The following is a 15,807-nucleotide window of genomic DNA, read 5'->3' on the forward strand; positions in this document are numbered from 1 at the left end:
TCATATTCATTGAAGTGGCATCAGGACTACGACTATAGCGGATAGAGTCATGAAACTTGGACACGGTAAGCGCCCAAAATATGCCTTAAATACGTGACATAAACATGGACAATCACTTGCGCAAGGTTCATACTGTAATGTGACCAGTGGTTAAATAACAAGTCCTCAGCATATTAGTATGCATGTTCAAAAAGATAAAAGACTTTTTGAACTACATCTTAAAAGGACAACAGGCGGGTAGCCGTTCTACTGTGACCTGAAATACATACCAACAGAGGAGTTGTTGACACATGAATGAAAAAACGATGGATATGTTTCGTACGTTGACGGAATTTCCTTCCGCATCCGGTTTTGAACGTGAGCTTCGCGGCTGGATGAAAGATAAGCTTTCCGCTTATACCGATGAGTTCGTCCAGGATCGCCTGGGGAGTCTATTTGGTGTATTACGCGGGGAGGAATCCGGTCCTAAAGTTATGGTAGCCGGACACTTTGACGAAGTTGGTTTCATGACTACAGGCATTACGGAAACGGGTATGGTCAAATTCCGTCCACTGGGTGGATGGTGGAGTCAGGCTGTACTGTCTCAGCGACTGGAAATCATCACACCTGATCGTCGGATTACCGGAGTTGTAGGTTCTACTCCTACACACTTGCTGGACGAGTCCCAGCGGAGCAAGCCTGTTGACCTGAACACCATGTATCTCGATATTGGAGCAGACGACCGTGCGGAAGCAGAATCTTGGGGCATCCACCCAGGTATGCAGATCGTACCGATCTGTGAATTCACGCCGATGGCGAACCCGAAGAAAATTATGGCTAAAGCGTGGGATAATCGTTACGGCGTTGGACTTGCACTTGAACTGGTTGAAGCGCTGCACAAGGAAAAACTGCCTAACACGCTTTACGCTGGTGCAACGGTTCAGGAAGAACTGGGGCTTCGCGGTGCACGTACGGCGGCCAATCTGATCCAGCCTGATATCTTCTTTGCACTTGACTGTAGCGCGGCGAATGATATGACAGGTGATAAACAGTCATTTGGACATATCGGAGAAGGCGCATTGCTTCGTATTTTTGACCCGGGTATGTTCACCCATCGCGGAATGGTGGAATATGTTCAAGATACGGCTTCATCCAATCAGATCAATATGCAGTATTTCATCTCACCAGGTGGTACCGATGCAGGTCAAGTACACCTGAGTGGAATTGGTGTACCATCAACAGTTATTGGTATCTGCGCACGTTATATCCACACCTCTTCTTCCATCATTCATACGGATGACTACGATGCGGCCAAAGAACTGATCGTGAAGCTGGTCAAAGGTCTGGATCGGACAACGATGAATACCATAATTAATAACGCGTAGTTTGGTTAAACGGAACGTCCTTAAATATGATGTACCTGAAAGAGATGTCCCGTCAGACCGGGATGTCTCTTTTTTGGGTTTAATCAACTAGATTAATAGGTCGAACATTATGGAGAATGCCACATAAGATATACGATAATGGAAGATCAATAACCAAACACCAACCAGTGGGGGACCTGTTATGGCAGTGAGAAGGAATGGAAAATCGAATAAAGGTTCCAAAAAAACAAATGCCGCAAACACCCTTCTCAATGGCAACCTTAAAGGAAGAAATCTGGAACTAATTGTAGCGGCGTTATTGGTGAGCGGAAAGTTGAGAGTGGATGCAGTCACGTTGTTTCGTGAGGCTACATTGGTTGTAGAATTGGTTGGTCAATATAAAACACTTCAAAAGGTCACACCCTCCAATTCAGACAAACTGGTACAATTCCTGGATGAAACTGGCGGGGATATGACGCTTAATGATGTTATACAGGCATTTCAGCAGAGAATCAATTCTTAATAAAGAAATGAGGTGGGCAACATGTCCGAGTTTGACGGAACCGGGTTCGCCGAACTGTTAATTGTGCTTATTCTTGTTGTTTTATTTGTATTTGGCTCCTCCGATATTGAAAGTCTATCCAGCACTCCAACAGCAACTTGATCCCATTACCCTCTCATGGCTTACAGGTAAATAACAAAAAAGAAATACCAGCCCTTATGCAGGACTGGTATTTGGTCATTACAGAAATAGCGGTGAGAATGCAATCCAGGCCAAAATAAGAGTAAGCACAATGCAGACATTCTCTACAACGGCCCCACGTTTGGTCCCTGTACTCATCAGATTCACCCGTATGCGCCACTTGAGCGGTGGTAACGGACGAATCCCCCGATTGGTTAGTGAATCGGCCAACAAGTGCATGGCATATGCTGTACCTCCTGCTACCCAGATCTCCGGTCCCTGCTGCTGGGTCGTGCTGTAAAGCAAGCCGGCCCAAATGGCTGTTCCATATAGGGTATGCGTTAGTCCCCTGTGAGTTAGCGTTGTACACAGCATAAGTAGGCTGCCTGCAATCAAGTTCCACGGTGCAAACGCATGACCATAGAAGACAAGCCCTAGTCCAATCGCAAACATCAACACTTTGCGAAGCGAACGCGAAGGCAGGAATGACACAAGCGCAATGAGGATCGCAAGCAACAGGTTCCATGGTTTGGCATGAACATAGAAGTACACAAATACAGCTGTGGGCAACAGAATCGTCTGTAACAACCTGATCAGACTGTTAGGCAGGGCTCTGGATACCAGCAGCGAATTTGGCTCATCAATGTCAGGCAATAACGAACCAATCAGAGCAACCGTAACTGCCGGCGCAGTCACCGGCATGCCGGCCAACTGCAGAACAGAAAGCGACACACCTGTCCCGATAATAAGGTGGGATCTTCCCATCATGATGCAAAAACGTCCTTTCGAAGAAATCGGGAACAATACGGCCCAATTCCGATTTTACAACGAAAACAAAATAAGAACAATAGTTCGCATTTCTTATTTGTATGAAAATTAATATAACTTTCTGTGATGGGGCTCACATTATTATATTTATGACTCTTTTATCTTTATTAGTGAATTAAATCACATAAATTGTCGTCAACTACTTGTATAATTTCAAATATAAACCACTAAAATTTTGAGTAATGTACAGCGTCTATTCAAGGAGGCATACACACATGAACGGAAAAAAAGAGAACCTCATTATCATTGGTAACGGTATGGCAGGAATCAGTACCGTTGAGCAAATTTTGAAATTAACTACGCGATTTGATATTACTGTTTTTGGCACAGAGCCCTATCCTAACTACAACCGCATTATGTTGTCTTATGTACTGGAAGGAAGCAAAACACTGGACGATATCGTGCTGAACGACCTTCACTGGTATGAAGATTACGGCATTACGCTGCACACAGGCACAACGGTTACACGAATCGATGCCGAGACACACGAAGTTGTGACTGAAGATGGAACTCGCGTTCCTTATGACAAAATTATCATTGCAACAGGCTCCAACTCCTTCATTCTCCCCGTACCGGGACATGACAAAGAAGGTGTTGTCGGTTTCCGCGATATCGCCGATTGCAATGTCATGCTGGAAGCTGCTAAGCAGTATAAACGAGCGGCCGTTATCGGGGGCGGACTGCTAGGCCTTGAAGCTGCCAAAGGGTTGGTACAACTTGGCATGGAAGTTACCGTAGTGCATCTGATGGAAGATCTGATGGAGCGTCAGCTTGATCCACAAGCTTCAGCCATGTTGAAGGCAGAACTCGAACGTCAGGGTATCCGGTTCAAGATGGGTGCGCAGACTTCCGAACTGCTGGGCGGCGAACGCGTTGAAGGGATACGTTTTGCAGATGATACGGTTCTGAATGTTGATTTTGTGGTCATGGCTGTAGGCATTAAACCCAATACGACTGTAGCCCGCGAAAGCGGTATGGAAGTGAACCGGGGTATTGTCGTGAATGACTATATGCAGACTTCACTTGAGAATGTGTATTCGGTCGGGGAATGTACAGAGCACCGCGGGGTATGTTACGGCCTCGTTGCCCCCTTGTTCGAACAAGGCATGATTCTCGCGAAACATATCTGCGGTGTAGAGACCGCTCCATATGAAGGTTCTGTAGTATCTACGAAATTGAAAATTTCGGGTGTAGACGTGTTTTCAACGGGTGAATTCATCGACAGCCCAGAGCACACGGTCATTTCGCACAAAGATGACTGGAAACGAACCTACAAAAAAATTCTGCTTCGTGATAATAAAATGGTCGGCGCTGTTCTCTTCGGTGACATTACGGATTCTGCCGAATTGCAGAAACTGATTAAAAATCAAACCGAAATGACCGAGGAATTGTACGGTTCACTCATGGGTACAGGCTGCGGTGGTCATAAGAAAGCAACCTCTGTTGAAACGATGCCCGAGGACGAGATCGTCTGTGGATGTAACGGGGTAACTAAAGGCACGATTGTCGATGTAATTACAAACCAGGGCCTTACCACTGTAGATGAAATCAAAGCCTGTACCGGTGCAACACGCTCATGCGGTGGATGTAAACCGGTTGTGGAACAGATTCTGCAATATGTGCTGGGAGACGGCTTCAGCAGTGGAGCCAAACAGGGAATATGCGGATGTACTTCCATGGGACGGGATGAGATTGTAGCTGAGATTCGTGCAAAAGGATTACAAACGACCAAAGAGGTCATGAATGTACTGGGTTGGAGTCAGCCTGAGGGTTGTTCGAAATGTCGCCCTGCAATCAACTATTACCTTGGCATGATTGCACCAGACACACACGAAGATGAGAAGGAATCCCGTTTTGTTAACGAACGCATGAATGCAAATATTCAAAAAGATGGAACGTATACGGTCGTACCTCGGATGTATGGCGGAGTGACTACACCAGCGGATCTCAAACGCATCGCTGATGTTTCAGTCAAATATGATGTGAAAGCAGTCAAAGTTACCGGCGGTCAGCGCCTCGACTTGATTGGTGTCAAAAAAGAAGATCTGACTAAAGTCTGGGCTGAACTGGATATGCCTTCAGGTTATGCATACGCCAAATCGCTGCGCACGGTCAAAACATGTGTCGGCTCCCAATTCTGCCGATTCGGTACACAGGATTCCATGGCTATGGGTGCTCGGATTGAACGGAAATTCGAACGTCTGGATCTGCCTGCCAAGTTCAAATACGCTGTCAATGGCTGTCCACGGAACTGTGCAGAGGCATGTACAAAAGATATCGGTATCGTTGGTAACGACGGCGGCTGGGAAATCTTTATCGGTGGTAACGGCGGTATTAAAGCAAGACTTGCTGATTCCCTATGCAAAGTGAAAACAGATGAAGAGTTGATTGAATTGTGCGGAGCCATCATGCAATATTACCGCGAGACAGGTAACTATCTGGAGCGGACTTCCGAGTGGGTGGAACGTATGGGTCTGGAGCATATTCGTTCGGTTGTCGTGGATAATCTTGAGGAACGCAAAGCGTTGATGCAACGGATTGAATTCGCACTTGAGCATGTGGAAGAACCTTGGCAAAAAGCGATTCGTAATGAGGAAGGCCAAAGCAAAATGTTCCACGGCATCGAAGTATCGGCTCGTCCATAAGTAAGCTCGCAAGATTAATACTACCGGAATGTTAAATATAGATAAGGAGTGGTTTTAGATGACGACAAAACAATCAGGCACCTACTTCCCTGCCGGAGTAGTTGAAGAATTCCTGCCACGAATCGGAAGAGTAGTTGAGATTAAGGACCATCAGCTTGCTGTCTTTCGTGCATCGGATGGCACCATCTTCGCTGCGGATAATCACAACCCCCACCCCAAGGGTGGGCCGCTGGCAGAAGGCATCGTGTCCGGACATTATCTGTACGATCCACTGTATGATTGGAAAATCGATCTGACGACCGGTCTTGTGCAAGCACCGGATAATGGTCAAGTCCAGATGTATCCAGTCAAGGTAGAGAACGGCCAGGTCTGGATTGCTGTATAGCTCCATTGAAACGTTCAAAGATTGATGCAAAATAATGGGGGAAACCGTGATGTATACACCAAGTGTTGAGGGAATTATTGAAGCTGCAGTTAAAAAACGGGATCAGATGAACTCCAATCTTTCACGCTACATGGTTGCCGCCTTAATGGCGGGTGCCTATGTAGGACTTGGCATCGTGCTGATCTTCAGTATCGGTGCTCCGCTCCTTGCGGCACAGTCACCACTGCAAACCATGTTGATGGGCATGTCCTTCGGACTCGCGCTCACGCTGGTCATCTTTGCCGGATCGGAACTGTTCACAGGTAACAATATGTTCTTTACCATGAGTACACTGGCAGGCCGGACCACAGTTAAAGATACACTGAAAAACTGGGGGCTCGTCTTCCTCGGCAACTTGTTAGGTGCGATCCTGCTCAGCCTGCTTATTGTAGGCAGTGGCCTGTTCAAAACGGCTGCGCCTGAACATCTGTTATTCGTCGCTTCAGCCAAAAAGATGGCTGCTCCCGTATCGGAGTTGTTCTTCCGCGGCATTCTCTGTAACTGGCTCGTCTGTCTGGCGATCTGGATGGCTGCTCGCACAAAAGAGGATATCGCCAAAATTGCTCTTATCTGGTGGTGTCTGTACGCCTTTATTGCAAGTGGGTATGAGCACAGTGTTGCCAATATGACTTTGCTGTCCTTGTCCTGGCTGTTGCCTAACCACCCGGATACCATTACTCTGGCAGGCTGGTTTCATAACATGATCCCGGTGACACTTGGTAATATCATCGGCGGTGCCCTATTTGTCGGAATGGCTTACTGGTATACTTCACCGGTACGTAAAAGATCATAATTCTTTATTCAACAGCAATTATGTAGCGCCAGGTAACACAACATCTACACACTGAAGCCACGATGGATGCCGAACTTACGTTCAGTCACACATCGTGGCTTTTTATGGTTTGTCGATAAGCATCGTACTCTCTCGCATGGTTCCCCTTTCATCCTCTCGTCCTTCTATAAAGAATTAAAATTCATTTTACCTTCGTCGCTATCCGCCTTAATCCACAGTTGACATAACTGGTGTATAGTCGATGGATACTCACATTTATACTCAATCAGCAAAGGATGATCGCTTATATGGGAATCCATACATACTTCAGGTCACTGAATGATCTTGAACGTATTATTCGTACACCTGGCAAATTCAAATTCGAAGAACACAGCGTCTCCGCTCATTCCTGGAAAGTGGTACAGTACGCCAAAACACTCGCAGATATTGAGGAACAGCATGGAGTCATCGTGGATTGGAAGAAGTTATACGAAATTACGAGCAGTCATGATTATGGTGAAATCTTCATTGGTGATATCAAAACACCAGTCAAACATTATTCACTGGAGCTGCGTTCGATGCTGCAGAAGGTGGAAGAAGGCATGGTTGAACATTTTATTAATGAAAATATTCCTGAAGAGTTCCAGCCTATATTCCGCAGACAGCTGCGTGAGGGCAAAGACCAATCGGTTGAAGGACTGATTCTCGAAGTCGCAGACAAGATGGATCAGGTATATGAAGCCTTTGCTGAGCTCCAACGTGGCAATACGGAGAAAGAGTTTATCGTTATGTACCGTTATGCCTTGGTCAAAATCAAAAATATCGACCTCCACTGTGTGCAGTATTTCCTGGAACAGATTCTACCCGACATGATTGAAGAAGGTATTCGCTCCCCGTTTGATATTCGCAAAATAACCGAAGAAGCTCTGGCCCAGTAATCAGCTCAGGTCAACATGGTTCTCCTCATCCATGGACAGGGCTTTTTTTCGTTCCTGCAATTGCAGTCGGTATTCGCTAGGGTACAAGCCCGTTTTGTTTTTGAAGATCCGGCTGAAATAGTGGGAATCACTATACCCTACCGCTCCACCAATCGTCTTGATATCCATATTCTCATGGGTGACAAGCATACGTTTTGCTTCATTGATCCGCAGACCTGTCATATATTTCAGCGGAGTCTCCCCCGTTACTTTCTTAAAACACTTTCCTAGATAGTCCACAGTAAAATGCATCTGTCCCGCCATGTCCTGGAGTGTAATCTCATGCATGTAATTCTGCTTCAAATACAACTTAATGGCCTCTGCGATATCCTCCGGCTTCACCTGCTCGTCCAGCACGGCACTGACGTGGGCAAGTGAATCCACAGCGCTCCCAAGCTTCAATTCCATCGCATCCAGCAGTGTCCGAAGCTGTTCTTCCGATAATGGTTTGAGCAGATAATCCTCCACCTTGTAACTGATTGCCTGCCGTGCATATTCGAATTCATGGTAACCACTCAGAATGACAATCTTTACATGCGGATAGGCAAAATACAGATGTTTGGCGAGCTCCAATCCATTCATTACCGGCATCTGTATATCAGTTACAACCAGATCAGGTACGGCATGTTCGATGAGCTGTAACGCTTCCTGACCGTTCCGCGCTTCACCGATCACCTCGAACCGGGTGTCCAGCTCTCTGAATTTGCGCGAGACATTCCGGCGAATCAGGGCTTCATCTTCCACAATAATCGTTCTGTATTTGATTGTCATGGGTTCAGTCATGCTCCTTTCGAATGGAACCGCCTATGGTAATCTGGACACCGCCGGAAGGCTTGTTCGTGATCTGCATGTGGGCTGCCGTGCCATACCATAATTTCAATCGGACCCATATATTTTTGAGTCCCATGCCGTTAATTTCGAGATCAGGCATACGCTCCCACTCCTGTGATTGTTCGATGTAATGCATGATCTTGGCAAGTGCCTCCGGTTCCATGCCAGGCCCGTTGTCTTCCACGTGGATCTGCCAGGTCTGCTGTACCGCATCCATATCTCCAGTAATATTCAGTCTCCATGGAGGGGAATCACCCAGTCCATATTTCATGGCATTTTCGAGTAGTGGTTGTACCATCAGCATCGGAACCTGGATATACTTCATCTCTTCTGGAATATGAAACTCATAGTGTAGATCATCCTCGAACCTAATCTTCATACACTCCAGATATCGCTCACAATAATCCAGTTCTTGGGACAGGGGAACCCCATTCTTTCCCGGAGTAGAAATATAACGCAGCATAGACGCAATATTGGTGCAGAACGCGACAATCTGCTCATTCATGCCTTCTTCCGCCATGATGCTAATATTTGTGATGTTGTTATAGAGAAAATGCGGGTTCATCTGGGATTGCAGCGCCAGTAATCTCGCTTCTGTCTCCTGAGATTTCATCGCCAGCCTGTCCTGAAACGATTGCAAAAGCTGTTGATTCAGCCGGATAAACGTATCATTCAGCTCATCCATCTCCCGGATGGAACCGGGATGCTCCAGCTTGAACAATTGACCAGAATCCTGACCGGATAGCAGATCATTCTCACCCGTTTTTTGAATAATGCGCTGCAAACGATGCAGCGGCAAAGTAACCCGTTTGGAGATGAGATACGAGAGAACCAGAATCAGCATGAGAGTAGCTAACGTGGCACCGATAAACATCACAGCCATCCGGTTGAGACTCGCGAAAAGGGAGTGTTTGGACTGCATGACAATAACGGTCCATCTCGTCTCCTGTGACGTCATGTACGTCATCATTTGCTTGGACTGACTTAAAGGATCGGTGATCTCCTGCATCGTATCAGGAGGAAATGAAAGATTTTGAATCAAGTCCACATCATCGAAATATCCTGCTTGAGAAGCATCGGCATCCGAAGAAAGTGGGTACAACCGTGTATTTTGTTCATCCACTACATAGATCCGGAGATCGTTGTTATTCGCCTGCAATTCATTCAAATGCTGAAACAGGGTTCCCGCATCCTGCAAAATCTCAACGACGCCTTGGCTGACATAATTTCCATCTTTGTATACACGGGTAAGCGAAATGTAAGGTTGATCTGATTTTCCCTCGCCGGTCGGAATGGGCAAGGCTCCGCCCTCTAACAATTGGATCACTCGCCAGCCACTCCGCTCCCAGGTTTCCTTGTACCACGGTCGCTGAGTCAGGTCTACCGACAATTGACCGTTGAATGCACCCGCTCCCAACATCTTGCCGTTCACGTCATAGATATTGGCCTGCTTGGCTGTATTGGAGCTGCTGATGATCGCGAGAATGACGTCAATTAGTGTGGTTGTATCCTTATACAATGCTGGATCACTCGTCATTGTCTGCTCACTGCCTTCTGCTGGTGCCAAGTAGTGACTGAAGTGTTCTTTGACCAGATTGGAGTACACAATATTCATGGAGAAGTTGTTCATTTTCACCACTTCCTGATCCAGATTACTGACGATTGATACCCCCAGTTGTCTCTGTTGTTCTTCACTTCGCTGACGAATGTCACTTGCGAGAAAAACATACAGAAGCCCCGCCACAATCAGCGAAAAGATAATAAATACCGCAGAGTAATAGGCAAACAGACTTTGCTGAAGCGTTCCAAATCGATATCGCAATCCCCTCACACCTCGTCCTATGATGATCTCTGTCACACCATTCGAAAATGTCCACCCAACAGAACGCTTTTGTCTATTGAGCACATCCCTTGTTCACAGTAAAGTTATCCACATAAGAATACGCTTACATTAAGCGTTTCGGCAAGTGACAATTTTCTTTATATTTCGGGAGGTTCAATGATGAGAAAACGATTTCTATTTTCACTTGCAAGTGTGCTCCTGCTCTCCACCCTTCTGCTTGCCGGGTGCAACTCAGGTAAAAGTACGGAAGGTTCGGGTAAGGTGACACTCACGTTTGGAACAAGCCAATCCGGTATTCCGCGTACAGGCATCATGCAGACGATGGCCAAGGAATATGAGCAGGAGACCGGTATCAAAATTGACTTCCAAGTTGTCCCTGACGCACAGTGGCGTGACCTGATCAAGGTGAAGCTGGCCTCTGGTGAAGCACCTGACATTTTCAATGTCGATGTGGACCCACTGAGCATGCCGGCTAACGTAAGACCGGAGGAAAATGCCATTGACCTGACCAATGAGGAATTCACAGGTCGGATGTCTGAAGAGATTTTGCCAACCGTCAGTCACAATGACAAGGTGTACGGGGTTTCTTTTGCGCCAACGAAAATCTGGTATGTGTACTATAACAAACGTATCTTCCAGGAGCTCGGCATAGAGCCTCCTACATCCTATGCCGAATTCAAGGCAATCAGCCAGAAAATTAAGGATAAAGACATTATTCCGTTCTATCAAGCACCTGCCAGCGGGTGGTATCAGGTTCTGCCTTTGTTCGAAACGGGACCTAACTATGAGCAAACAACAGCGGGAACGTACGAGAAACTGAATAATAATGAGATGAAAGTCGCAGATATGACGCAACTCAAGACGGTCATTGAACAGTTGAAAGAATTTGCGGATCTAGGTTATTTTGGAAAAGACTTCTTGTCCAATACGGTAGAAGCGGGAATTGAAGCGTTTGGTCAGGAGAAAGCAGCGATGTTGCTGCGGGTTCCAGGGACCGAAAAGGAAGTCTCCGAAGCGTATCCGGCAATGAAAGATAATATGGGGTTCTTCGTCATGCCGTGGGGAGATAATCAGACGATTGGTGTGAATCCGGGCGGTTCAGCTGCGATGTTTGGTAACAAAAACAGTAAACATCCCGAAGAAGTGCTGAAATTCTTCCGCTGGATTACCGAGCATGATCATCTGCAACGTGTGTTTGATGAAGGTGAAGGTAACCTGACCATTTGCTGGCCGGAAATCGAACCAAAGCTGACACAGGATTATATTGATTATGAGAAAAATCATGAAAAAGGAACGGTCATGCAGGCCGCTGTGAAATATATTGATCCACAATGGATGGATATTGGCAAAGACTTGTCGGGCATGTTCGCCGGAGCCATGACACCGGATCAGATTCTGCAAAACATTGATAAACGCCGTGCTGAACAAGCCAAAGTGCTGAAAGATGAGAAGTGGCAGTAATAGCGCATATTGCAGATAAACATAAACGCTGAACAACGTTACATGCAGCGGGCGTTTGCCCGCTCATGTATTTTGGCAGGAAGGAAAGGTGTTACCGGTTATGAATGCAAACAAAATCTATCCCTGGTATTTCTCATCTGGAGCGATTGTATTATATCTGCTATTTATCGTCGCTCCCGCCCTGCTGGGCATCTATTATTCCTTCACCGACTGGAACAGCTATAGTTCGGAGAAGAACTTCATCGGTCTGGAGCATTTCCGCACCATTCTGGCGGGTGATCCGACTTATCTGCTTTTTATCAAAAACACAGTCCTGTTTACCCTCGTTACGTCCATCGCCAAGACTGTTCTGGGATTGTTCCTGGCTCTGCTCCTGGTCAGCGGTGTAAAGGCCGCAAATGTGCATCGGATGATCATTTTCTCCCCGCAGGTGCTGTCGTTTCTCATTGTTGGGCTTGTGTTCAAAAGTCTGCTTGATCCCAACAACGGGTTCGTGAATGTGACCCTGCGTTCCATGGGACTGGACGTTCTGACCCAGAACTGGCTGGGCTCCTTGACCTGGGCCATGCCATCCATCATGGCAGTGGATACGTGGAAAGGCATGGGGTACATCATGGTGCTCTTCATCGCCGGACTGCTCGCCATTCCACGGGATTACTACGAAGCAGCATCCATTGATGGCGCCGGCTTCGGGCAGAAGTTGTTCCGGATCACCATTCCGATGCTTATGCCTACCATTACAATCGCAACGGTACTTAATATTACGTATGGGTTACGGGTATTCGATGCCGTATACGTGCTAACCAACGGTGGCCCCGGTAACGCAACAGATGTCATTAATACGGCGGTCTATTCCTCTTTTGCCAAAGGGTATTGGGGGCTCGGAAGTGCGCTATCTACCATTCTGTTTGTCATCATGGCGATCATCTCCTTTTTCATCATTCGTTTGATGAACCGAAAGGTGGAATACTAACATGCGATTGAGAAAAAGATTGGCTTCCATCGGGTTAAATGCACTCGCCTGGCTGCTCAGCCTGGTGGTCCTGATTCCTTTTGTCGTCATTGTACTGAATTCATTCAAGTCGGACGCCGAGGCCAAAGTGCTGAAGCTGACGCTGCCCGAGAAGTTTATCTTCGAAAATTACAAAATTGTCTATGAACAGGGACATTTGGGCGGTTCCTTTTTCAACAGTCTGCTGCATTCCGGAGCCTCTTCCCTGCTGCTGGTGTTTGTTGTAGCCTTCTCGGCCTTCACGTTATCCCGCAATTATTCGAGGCTCAGCAAGTTCCTGTATTTCTTCCTGATTCTTGGTATCACACTTCCGCTCAACTACATTCCGCTGATGGAAGTCATGAAGTCGATGAGCATGATCAATTCACATCTCGGCATGATTCTGCTCTACACCGCCATGGGGATTCCAATCTCGCTGTTCATTACGTATGCGTTTGTGTCTAACATCCCGAAGGAGCTGGATGAAGCTGCGATCATGGACGGATGTAACGGTATCAAGCTGTTCCTGAGAATTATTGTACCTCTGCTCACGTCCGTTTTGGTGACGGTATTTGTTCTTAATTTTCTGAGTGTCTGGAACGAGTTCACCGCCCCACTCTATATGCTGAATACGGTCGAGATGTGGCCGATGACGCTTGCTGTATATAACTTCTTCGGACAATTCAGTGCCCAGTGGAATCTGGTCAGTGCCGATATCGTGCTCACGTCATTGCCTGTGTTGATTGTGTTCCTCATTGGGCAAAAGTATATTGTAGGAGGACTAACTTCAGGGGCAGTTAAAGGGTAAACTCCACCGACAATCCAAATACACAAACACTCTTGTCTGAGTACATCTTCTGACTCCCCGGCACAAAAAAGCCCTTGTCTGCTCATCGTGTGATACTTCTTCGTACAGAAGATGTATCACACGATGCTGCGGACAAGGACTTACGCTGTTGGATTCGAATTAATCGTGCGCCAACCCGCCAACATCGGATGGAGCTGTTATATCTGGGCTCTGCTCCAGAGATTTGATCATTTTCAAACGGGATGTGATTATTGCGATCAGAATAACAAACAGACCCGCGATGATAAACAGAAAGGCAATACCTCTGCCTGGCCCAGTTCCAATAATTTGACCAACAGACGAAGCCAGTGCTCCCCCTTCCATCAACAGCGGATTAAACACATGGTCGGCCAGAAATCCAGCCAAACTGTATGCAATAATAAACCCGAGTTGTGACAGAATACCAATGATTCCCCATACCCTGCCCTGCTTTTCGTTGGCGATATTGTTTCGCACCAGCACATCTGCGCTCATATTGACAAACGGCAGCGATGACAAGAACAGAAAACCTGCGAAGATAATAAAATAAATATTGGTAGATATCCCCAGAAGCGAAAAGGACAAACCGCACAAAATCAGACCCATCACAAGCACACTAGCGTATCTCTTTGTTATTGTAAATATGCCGATGCACAAGCTGCTAATGAGCATGCCGATGGCACTTACAGACTGAAACGTTCCAAGTGTCTTTGCATCCGTGAATGACAGAAGCATCGGACCAATGAGTGTCTCCAGGAATCCCAGATAAAAGGTGACAAGTGAAATAATCACCACCAGCAACAGTACTCCCTTGTTGGTTACAACTTCTCTCCAGCCCTCTTGAATATCGGTGATCCAGTTTTTTCCTTCTCGATCCTCTCGCTCCACTTTCATGCTCTTCCGAATAACCAGCACAGCCAGAATGGCAACCAGGAATGTCAGAATATTAATGACCAGAATGACTTCAATGGTTGTTATACTAAGCAGAATGCCCGCAATGATGGGTGAAAACAGAAACTTCGAGGATTCAGCCAGTTGTACAAGACCGCTTCCTTTTGAGAATTGATCCTTATCCAGCAGGTCCGTAGCAGAGGCCTTGTATGCCGGGCTCTGCAACGCGGAAAACACCGAACTAAAGGCCACTCCCACATAGATATGCCATAATTGGATATCACCTGTGAGCATAATGGACAGAATGAAAATCAAACCGGCTGCCGACCCCAGGTCGCCGATAATCATCATCGTTCGACGGTCGAATCGGTCTGCCAATACCCCTCCAATAGGTCGAAGCAGGATATTCGGCAGAAACGTGAATAAGGTAATCAATGCAACACTTGTTGCCGTATTCGTTTTTTCGAAAGCATACACCCCCAGGGAGAAGGCTGTAAGTCCAATCCCAATCATGGAGATGAGCTGACCGAACCATACTACCAGAAACTTTTTAAATGATTTTTGAACGGTATGTTCCATGGATGATACTCCTTTCTCGGCTAACCTTGATTCGGAAAATAGAGACGAGTGACGTAGGCGAAGCTTCCTTTTTCTGCTCCCAGCACACGTTCCATAATCTGTGTGAATGCTTCAACCTTTTTTTCGAGTTCTTCCTCCTCCCATTGAAAGATGCCTCGATCCAGCAAAAATTGTGACGATACGAGCAGGAATTCGATGGATTCCTTTGGGTTAGGTGTATGAAATACCCCCTCCTGAATGCCCTGCTCTACCACCTCGGCCAAGATGGGACTTAATCGAATTACCGTCTCTACAAGACTCTTTTGGTGCATCTCCACATTATGAACACTGTGCAATTGCTCGATGAGATCATGTTTTCTGCCGTCAGGCTGATTCTGCGCCATCATGATGCGAAAAATTTTGTCATGGGCATTCAGTTTGGGGTCGGACACCACGTGCCTGGCCGATGCCTCCCCGCTCAGAATAAAACGCATGACGATGGCGTTCATGACCTCTTCCTTGGACTGAAAATAATAATAAAATGTACCCTTGGCAATGTTGCACGCCTGAAGGATATCCATGACCGTAGCTTTGGTGTACCCCTTTGTTATGAACAGAATCTCGGCGGCATCCAAAATCTCGTTCCTTCGTTCTTCCGGATTTTTTATCAATCTCATATCCTGGCCTCCGATACGTTCGACCGACTGTCGGTCTATTGTAGTCATGGAGTTCTTT

General features: G+C 46.6%; 14 protein-coding genes. 9 read left to right on the top strand and 5 right to left on the bottom strand.

What is annotated here, in order from left to right:
• Window positions 1-290 precede the first annotated feature (290 nt).
• The gene (locus tag F0220_RS21695) at window positions 291-1,364 is read left to right on the top strand and encodes a M42 family metallopeptidase (protein WP_091013913.1); all 1,074 of its coding nucleotides are present in this window, start codon (window positions 291-293) and stop codon (window positions 1,362-1,364) included.
• A gap of 181 nt (window positions 1,365-1,545) precedes the next feature.
• Window positions 1,546-1,866 carry a hypothetical protein gene (locus F0220_RS21700; RefSeq protein ID WP_091013910.1) on the top strand — a complete coding sequence of 107 codons (321 nt, stop codon included), beginning with the start codon at window positions 1,546-1,548 and terminating at the stop codon, window positions 1,864-1,866.
• Window positions 1,867-2,085: 219 nt separating this feature from the next.
• Here the strand turns inward: F0220_RS21700 and F0220_RS21705 are convergent, their stop codons facing one another.
• Window positions 2,086-2,793 (bottom strand): metal-dependent hydrolase, encoded by a 708-nt coding sequence (locus F0220_RS21705; protein ID WP_036615169.1) that lies wholly within the window; start codon window positions 2,791-2,793, stop codon window positions 2,086-2,088.
• Between the two features lie 275 nt (window positions 2,794-3,068).
• Here F0220_RS21705 and nirB point away from each other — a divergent pair, with 275 nt between their 5' ends.
• The 4 genes from nirB to F0220_RS21725 all read left to right on the top strand — a co-directional run bounded on the left by nirB (window position 3,069) and on the right by F0220_RS21725 (window position 7,632).
• Window positions 3,069-5,498 (top strand): nitrite reductase large subunit NirB, encoded by a 2,430-nt coding sequence (nirB, locus tag F0220_RS21710; protein WP_091013907.1) that lies wholly within the window; start codon window positions 3,069-3,071, stop codon window positions 5,496-5,498.
• A 58-nt stretch (window positions 5,499-5,556) separates the two neighbouring features.
• Complete coding sequence (gene nirD / locus F0220_RS21715; RefSeq protein ID WP_091013905.1) at window positions 5,557-5,883, top strand: nitrite reductase small subunit NirD; 327 nt, start codon at window positions 5,557-5,559, stop codon at window positions 5,881-5,883.
• Window positions 5,884-5,932: 49 nt separating this feature from the next.
• A complete protein-coding gene (locus F0220_RS21720) occupies window positions 5,933-6,715 on the top strand; it encodes a formate/nitrite transporter family protein (protein WP_091013903.1) in 783 nt (260 codons plus the stop codon).
• Between the two features lie 287 nt (window positions 6,716-7,002).
• Window positions 7,003-7,632: a YfbR-like 5'-deoxynucleotidase gene (locus F0220_RS21725; RefSeq protein ID WP_091013902.1), complete on the top strand. Its 630-nt coding sequence runs from the start codon at window positions 7,003-7,005 to the stop codon at window positions 7,630-7,632.
• Here the strand turns inward: F0220_RS21725 and F0220_RS21730 are convergent, their stop codons facing one another.
• Both F0220_RS21730 and F0220_RS21735 read right to left on the bottom strand, forming a co-directional pair.
• Window positions 7,633-8,454: a response regulator transcription factor gene (locus F0220_RS21730; protein WP_223199739.1), complete on the bottom strand. Its 822-nt coding sequence runs from the start codon at window positions 8,452-8,454 to the stop codon at window positions 7,633-7,635.
• Window positions 8,447-10,324 (bottom strand): cache domain-containing sensor histidine kinase, encoded by a 1,878-nt coding sequence (locus tag F0220_RS21735; RefSeq protein WP_105599776.1) that lies wholly within the window; start codon window positions 10,322-10,324, stop codon window positions 8,447-8,449. Before F0220_RS21735 ends, F0220_RS21730 begins: the two co-directional genes overlap by 8 nt.
• Window positions 10,325-10,501: 177 nt before the next feature.
• Between F0220_RS21735 and F0220_RS21740 the strand changes: the two genes are divergently transcribed.
• From F0220_RS21740 to F0220_RS21750, 3 genes are all read left to right on the top strand, one after another.
• On the top strand, window positions 10,502-11,806 hold the full coding sequence (locus F0220_RS21740; protein ID WP_223199740.1) for an ABC transporter substrate-binding protein: 1,305 nt from the start codon (window positions 10,502-10,504) through the stop codon (window positions 11,804-11,806).
• A 100-nt stretch (window positions 11,807-11,906) separates the two neighbouring features.
• Window positions 11,907-12,779, top strand: a complete 873-nt coding sequence (locus F0220_RS21745; protein WP_105599777.1) for a carbohydrate ABC transporter permease — start codon at window positions 11,907-11,909, stop codon at window positions 12,777-12,779.
• A gap of 1 nt (window position 12,780) precedes the next feature.
• Window positions 12,781-13,605, top strand: coding sequence for a carbohydrate ABC transporter permease (locus tag F0220_RS21750; protein WP_091013890.1), 825 nt, complete (start codon window positions 12,781-12,783; stop codon window positions 13,603-13,605).
• Between the two features lie 159 nt (window positions 13,606-13,764).
• Here the strand turns inward: F0220_RS21750 and F0220_RS21755 are convergent, their stop codons facing one another.
• The gene (locus F0220_RS21755) at window positions 13,765-15,093 is read right to left on the bottom strand and encodes an MFS transporter (RefSeq protein WP_076214246.1); all 1,329 of its coding nucleotides are present in this window, start codon (window positions 15,091-15,093) and stop codon (window positions 13,765-13,767) included.
• A gap of 20 nt (window positions 15,094-15,113) precedes the next feature.
• A complete protein-coding gene (locus F0220_RS21760; RefSeq protein WP_091013887.1) occupies window positions 15,114-15,749 on the bottom strand; it encodes a TetR/AcrR family transcriptional regulator in 636 nt (211 codons plus the stop codon).
• Window positions 15,750-15,807: the final 58 nt, after the last annotated feature.

It is taken from the genome of Paenibacillus sp. 37, from assembly GCF_008386395.1.
In the GTDB taxonomy this organism is placed as follows: domain Bacteria; phylum Bacillota; class Bacilli; order Paenibacillales; family Paenibacillaceae; genus Paenibacillus; species Paenibacillus amylolyticus_B.

Excerpts from the sequence above, each read along its gene's own strand:
- F0220_RS21695 (WP_091013913.1), top strand. The coding sequence starts at position 291 with ATGAATGAAAAAACGATGGATATGTTTCGTACGTTGACGGAATTTCCT.
- F0220_RS21700 (WP_091013910.1), top strand. The coding sequence starts at position 1,546 with ATGGCAGTGAGAAGGAATGGAAAATCGAATAAAGGTTCCAAAAAAACA.
- F0220_RS21705 (WP_036615169.1), bottom strand. The coding sequence starts at position 2,793 with ATGATGGGAAGATCCCACCTTATTATCGGGACAGGTGTGTCGCTTTCT.
- nirB (WP_091013907.1), top strand. The coding sequence starts at position 3,069 with ATGAACGGAAAAAAAGAGAACCTCATTATCATTGGTAACGGTATGGCA.
- nirD (WP_091013905.1), top strand. The coding sequence starts at position 5,557 with ATGACGACAAAACAATCAGGCACCTACTTCCCTGCCGGAGTAGTTGAA.
- F0220_RS21720 (WP_091013903.1), top strand. The coding sequence starts at position 5,933 with ATGTATACACCAAGTGTTGAGGGAATTATTGAAGCTGCAGTTAAAAAA.
- F0220_RS21725 (WP_091013902.1), top strand. The coding sequence starts at position 7,003 with ATGGGAATCCATACATACTTCAGGTCACTGAATGATCTTGAACGTATT.
- F0220_RS21730 (WP_223199739.1), bottom strand. The coding sequence starts at position 8,454 with ATGACTGAACCCATGACAATCAAATACAGAACGATTATTGTGGAAGAT.
- F0220_RS21740 (WP_223199740.1), top strand. The coding sequence starts at position 10,502 with ATGATGAGAAAACGATTTCTATTTTCACTTGCAAGTGTGCTCCTGCTC.
- F0220_RS21745 (WP_105599777.1), top strand. The coding sequence starts at position 11,907 with ATGAATGCAAACAAAATCTATCCCTGGTATTTCTCATCTGGAGCGATT.
- F0220_RS21750 (WP_091013890.1), top strand. The coding sequence starts at position 12,781 with ATGCGATTGAGAAAAAGATTGGCTTCCATCGGGTTAAATGCACTCGCC.
- F0220_RS21755 (WP_076214246.1), bottom strand. The coding sequence starts at position 15,093 with ATGGAACATACCGTTCAAAAATCATTTAAAAAGTTTCTGGTAGTATGG.
- F0220_RS21760 (WP_091013887.1), bottom strand. The coding sequence starts at position 15,749 with ATGAGATTGATAAAAAATCCGGAAGAACGAAGGAACGAGATTTTGGAT.